Origin of the sequence: Micromonospora sp. LOL_014 (assembly GCF_048060245.1) — a bacterium.
GTDB lineage: Bacteria > Actinomycetota > Actinomycetes > Mycobacteriales > Micromonosporaceae > Micromonospora_E.
In genome coordinates, this window is sequence record NZ_JBHMIP010000069.1 from 1 (window position 1) to 3,901 (window position 3,901).

Below are 3,901 nucleotides of genomic sequence, written 5' to 3' on the forward strand. Positions count from 1 at the left end.
CCGCGGGGAAGTTGTTGGCCCGTTACGGGTTGAAGCCGATGAGGTTGAAGGCGCTCGGGGAGCGGTTGTGGAACCTGGGCGGGAAGTTGAAGGACGCGGTGGGGACGTTCTTCTCCAGCCGAAAGAAGCTCGACGACCTGGGTAGTTGTCCGGTGTCGAACAGTTTCGTGCCGGGCACGTTGGTGCTGCTCGCCGATGGTTCGACGAAACCGATCGACGAAATCGGCGTCGGTGAATTGGTGCTGGCGACTGATCCGGAGTCTGGTGAGACGGCGGCTAAGGCGGTCGTCGCTACCATCACTGGCGATGGCGCCAAGGATCTGGTGGAGATCACTGTTGGCGTCGACGGCGACCGCGGCGAGGCTGAAGGCGCCCTGATCGCCACCGACGGTCATCCGTTCTGGGTGCCGGAGGTGGGCGAGTGGCTCGACGCCGCCGAGCTTGAGGCCGGGCAGTGGTTGCAGACCTCAGCTGGTACGTGGGTCCAGGTCACCGCCGTGCGTCAGTGGTCCGAGACCCGTACGGTCCACAACCTCACCGTCGACGACATCCACACGTACCATGTGATAGCCGGCACCACGCCGGTGCTGGTGCACAACTGTGGTGACACCTTCCGAAGCGATACCCGTGGCCCAGATGAGATCTTTGAGACGGGCTTTGAGCCGCGTGGGTCGAATATGGACCTTGAAGAACATGTGGCCGGCGTGTCCGGCACCTATACGCCAGCTTCTGGTTACGTATCTACCACAACAAGTGAAGCTCACGCGATTTCCAGAGGCGGGTATGTCTACCGCATCCGAGGCGTCGATGGCATTGATGTCAACAAAGCAATTCCTGGCAACAGGATGGCACATGAGAGGGAGATCGCCGTTCCGGGACGCGTTCCTACCGAATGTATCGTTGGCTGCCGAATGCCAGATGGAACCTTCCGCTCCAACCCAAATCTTAGGGGACGACGATGATCGAAACGGTCGAGCTCCAGGCTGTTGCCCGTGACGGCTCGTTACGTCGGGTTAAGCTGGCCTTGGAGTTGGCGCCACGACCGATGCTCTCTGTCGAGTTGGAGGGTAGAGATCTCGGCAGTGGTTCGGGTGACAATGTCTTTGTGGCTTTGATGAATGCCAGACTGATACTTGAACAAGAGGGGCAGCTTCTATGTTGCCAAGGTGCTCGCGTCAACGTCTTCGCGTCTGGAATGCTCCAACAGTTCAGTGGCGGCAGGCAAGCCTACGTTTTGACGGATAAGCAGTCTCTAGCTGATTCTGAAATTGTGGACGTCCTCGCGCCGGCCAGCCCAGACGAGGTGGTGACCGTCGCGGAACAGAGGGCGTTCGTATTCCGCTTCTTCAAGCTCGACGATCGATCCAGTGGTCAAGCCTGATTCGCGGCAGGAGGTAGGCGGTCGCGTCCATTGTGGCCGAATAAGGGCTCGCAAACCGTGGCGGGGACTGTAAGAGCGTGTCTCAGGTGGTGAGTGTGATGTAGCGCTTGTGGCAGGTGAGGGCGGCGGCGAGGGTGACGAATGCGCAGTACAGGCCGGGGTCGCGTTCGTAGCGGATGGTCAGCCGGCGGTAGCCGGTGAACCAGGCGGATGGGTGGGCCGCGGCGTGTGCGTGGGCGTTGTTGGACTTGATTCCGTGGACGAAGGCGATCGGTCTGGTTCGGAAGGCGGACAAGTTCATCTCCGCGGTGACGCGGGTCGGTCGTCAGTTGTTGAAGTGGCGTGACGACACGAAGTGGGCTGATCGGGTCCTGGCGGGTGCGTCGTGTCCGGTTCCGAACAGTTTCGTGTCGGGGACCCGGGTGGTGATGGCCGGTGGGGGTAGTAAGCCGATTGAGGATCTTGAGGTGGGTGAGGAGGTTCTCGCCACGGATCCGGAGACCGGTGAGACGGCGGTCAAGTGGGTCGAGGCCGTGATCACGGCGACGGACGGGCATCCGTTCTGGGTGCCGGGGCTGTCGGAGTGGGTCGACGCGGCAGACCTTGCGGTCGGGCAGTGGTTGCAGACCTCCGCCGGCACGTGGGTCCAGATCACCGCGGTCGAGCACCGTACCGAGGCGACACGGGTACACAACCTCACCATCGCCGACATCCACACGTACTATGTGGTGGCCGGCAACACGCCGGTCCTGGTGCATAACGCAAATTGCGGGCCGGGTGATCCGCTTGACGAAGCTCGCGCGGCCCGTGATTCCCTTGCTGAGGAAGTAGGTCGGAGTAAGCCGACGGTGACGGGCGGCAGAGATCCCGCGACGGGACGGGTTGCCGCAGGCTGCAGCAGTAACCGGTCGGCTGTGCTGAGGACGATGTAGCCCGGCAGCTTGGTATCGATCCTCGGGACGTGGAATTCACTGAAGCGGTTCGGCCGCGTACTGGTAGACAGGTTCCGATCTGTCACCGCTGTCAAGATACCTATCGGCCATCGCAATTCCCGTCGGGCACCTTGGTGAAGCCGGGAGGATCTTGGGGCCTGGAGGTTGTACCGTGAACTTTGTAACGCGAGCTCTCATTGAGTCGGTAAACTGGGCTGCCTTAAGGGCTGACTCTGGTAACGGCGGTGGCATCCCTCGGGCGCTTAATGATCTATGGGAAGCGTCCTCCGAGGATGAGGCGCGGCGTGCTTACTGGCAGATTGACAACGAAGCCGTCGTGCAGGGGCAACTTTACGAGTCGGCGGTGCCTACGCTGCAGGCTTTGCTTTCGATGGCGTCAGTCATTCCGTCAGGCCCGAGACGGCGGGCTGTGGCGGAACTTATACAGCAGATTGTTTTTGGTCAGCCACATAGTCTGGAGAATGCCGAGGAAAACGTCGATATAGTGGCCAGGTGTAGCCATCTCGCGATGGGTGCGGTGTGGCTCTTTTATGGTTGGCTTACTGATGACGACAGTGAGGTGAGAGAGCTGGCGCTCTTGATTCTACAGAAAGTCGAGGACGACGACCAACGGAAATTCATGATATTCTCTGCTTGTCGCAATAAGGATTCCTCGCCTGGTGTTCAGGCGGCATTGGCGGAAATCGACCGCGGTCTGCATTAGCGCGATCCTGTCTGCCCTAATCTGTACGTATCGATACTACAGAGGTTGAAAGCTGACTTCTGTCGGCGTGGCGGCGTGATCGAGGTCGATGGGCTCGGTACCCGCGTCGGCTGGCCGAGCGCGTAGGTGGTAGGTGAGGGGGATAAGGTTTTTCGTGTGGCGTTCGATCTGCCACAAGAAGGCAGTGGGTGGCCTCCGTTTATGGTTGAGCGGGTGTGGGCTGCCAAAACCGATCTTCGGTTGCATCTGAAAGTCATGAATACGCCTTTCTATGCTAAAGGAGTATCCTATGGCGACATAATTCTTGTCCGTCCTGACGACGAACGAAGGGAAATTGTATTCAAGAAACTTGTTAAAGAGTCCGGGCACTCAACAGTCCGACTTCTCTTTAAGGCGGCAGAGGGTCGTCGGCGCGCTGAACAGTTGCTGGTTGATCACGGGTGCCCATGGGAGGTTGGGACCGAGGACTACATTGCAGTCGATGTGGCACCATCAATAAGCTACCTGAACCTTAGAGTGGAGCTGATCAAGTTGAAAAATGAAGGTCTTGTCGGGGTTCAGGAGAGTGCCATCTCAACGCTCCATCAGGCGCAGCTGCCTGAATTCCCGTGAGGTAGCTGATCGGGGCGACCGGGCAGATCACGCATCGGCGGATGGCGCCGTTCGGCACTGCGCGTGGCACTCAGCCGGGGGTTGGTCAGTGGTTGGGTGAGAAGGGCTTCGTCGGTGGTACGCAGGATGTGTCGACGGGGTTGACGCATCTGGGTGCGCGGGAGTATGACCCGCAGACTGGTCGGTTCATCTCGGTGGATCCGATCATCGATGTGAGTGATCCGCAGCAGATGCACGGGTACGCGTATGCGA

6 protein-coding genes and 1 pseudogene are annotated in these 3,901 nt (G+C 59.7%); 6 read left to right on the plus strand and 1 reads right to left on the minus strand.

Features of this window, described 5'->3' with window-relative positions:
- A partial coding sequence (locus ACFHW1_RS28430) for a polymorphic toxin-type HINT domain-containing protein (protein ID WP_416616637.1) occupies positions 1–962 on the plus strand: 962 nt, incomplete at its 5' end.
- Positions 959–1,381, plus strand: coding sequence for a hypothetical protein (locus tag ACFHW1_RS28435; RefSeq protein ID WP_416616641.1), 423 nt, complete (start codon positions 959–961; stop codon positions 1,379–1,381). The genes ACFHW1_RS28430 and ACFHW1_RS28435, both read left to right, overlap by 4 nt.
- Positions 1,382–1,463: 82 nt before the next feature.
- Here ACFHW1_RS28435 and ACFHW1_RS28440 read toward each other — a convergent pair whose 3' ends face one another.
- Entirely contained in the window at positions 1,464–1,676 is a 213-nt protein-coding gene (locus ACFHW1_RS28440; RefSeq protein ID WP_416569454.1) for a hypothetical protein, read from the minus strand.
- Positions 1,677–1,848: 172 nt separating this feature from the next.
- On the opposite strand from ACFHW1_RS28440, the gene ACFHW1_RS28445 reads away from it, so the two are divergent.
- The 4 genes and pseudogenes from ACFHW1_RS28445 to ACFHW1_RS28460 form a co-directional block, all read left to right on the plus strand.
- Positions 1,849–2,313, plus strand: coding sequence for a polymorphic toxin-type HINT domain-containing protein (locus ACFHW1_RS28445; RefSeq protein ID WP_416616643.1), 465 nt, complete (start codon positions 1,849–1,851; stop codon positions 2,311–2,313).
- Between the two features lie 172 nt (positions 2,314–2,485).
- Positions 2,486–3,037, plus strand: a complete 552-nt coding sequence (locus tag ACFHW1_RS28450) for a hypothetical protein (RefSeq protein WP_416616645.1) — start codon at positions 2,486–2,488, stop codon at positions 3,035–3,037.
- Positions 3,038–3,193: 156 nt separating this feature from the next.
- Positions 3,194–3,649 carry a DUF4265 domain-containing protein gene (locus ACFHW1_RS28455; protein ID WP_416616647.1) on the plus strand — a complete coding sequence of 152 codons (456 nt, stop codon included), beginning with the start codon at positions 3,194–3,196 and terminating at the stop codon, positions 3,647–3,649.
- Between the two features lie 20 nt (positions 3,650–3,669).
- Positions 3,670–3,901: pseudogene (locus ACFHW1_RS28460) on the plus strand (RHS repeat-associated core domain-containing protein); the annotation flags it as partial.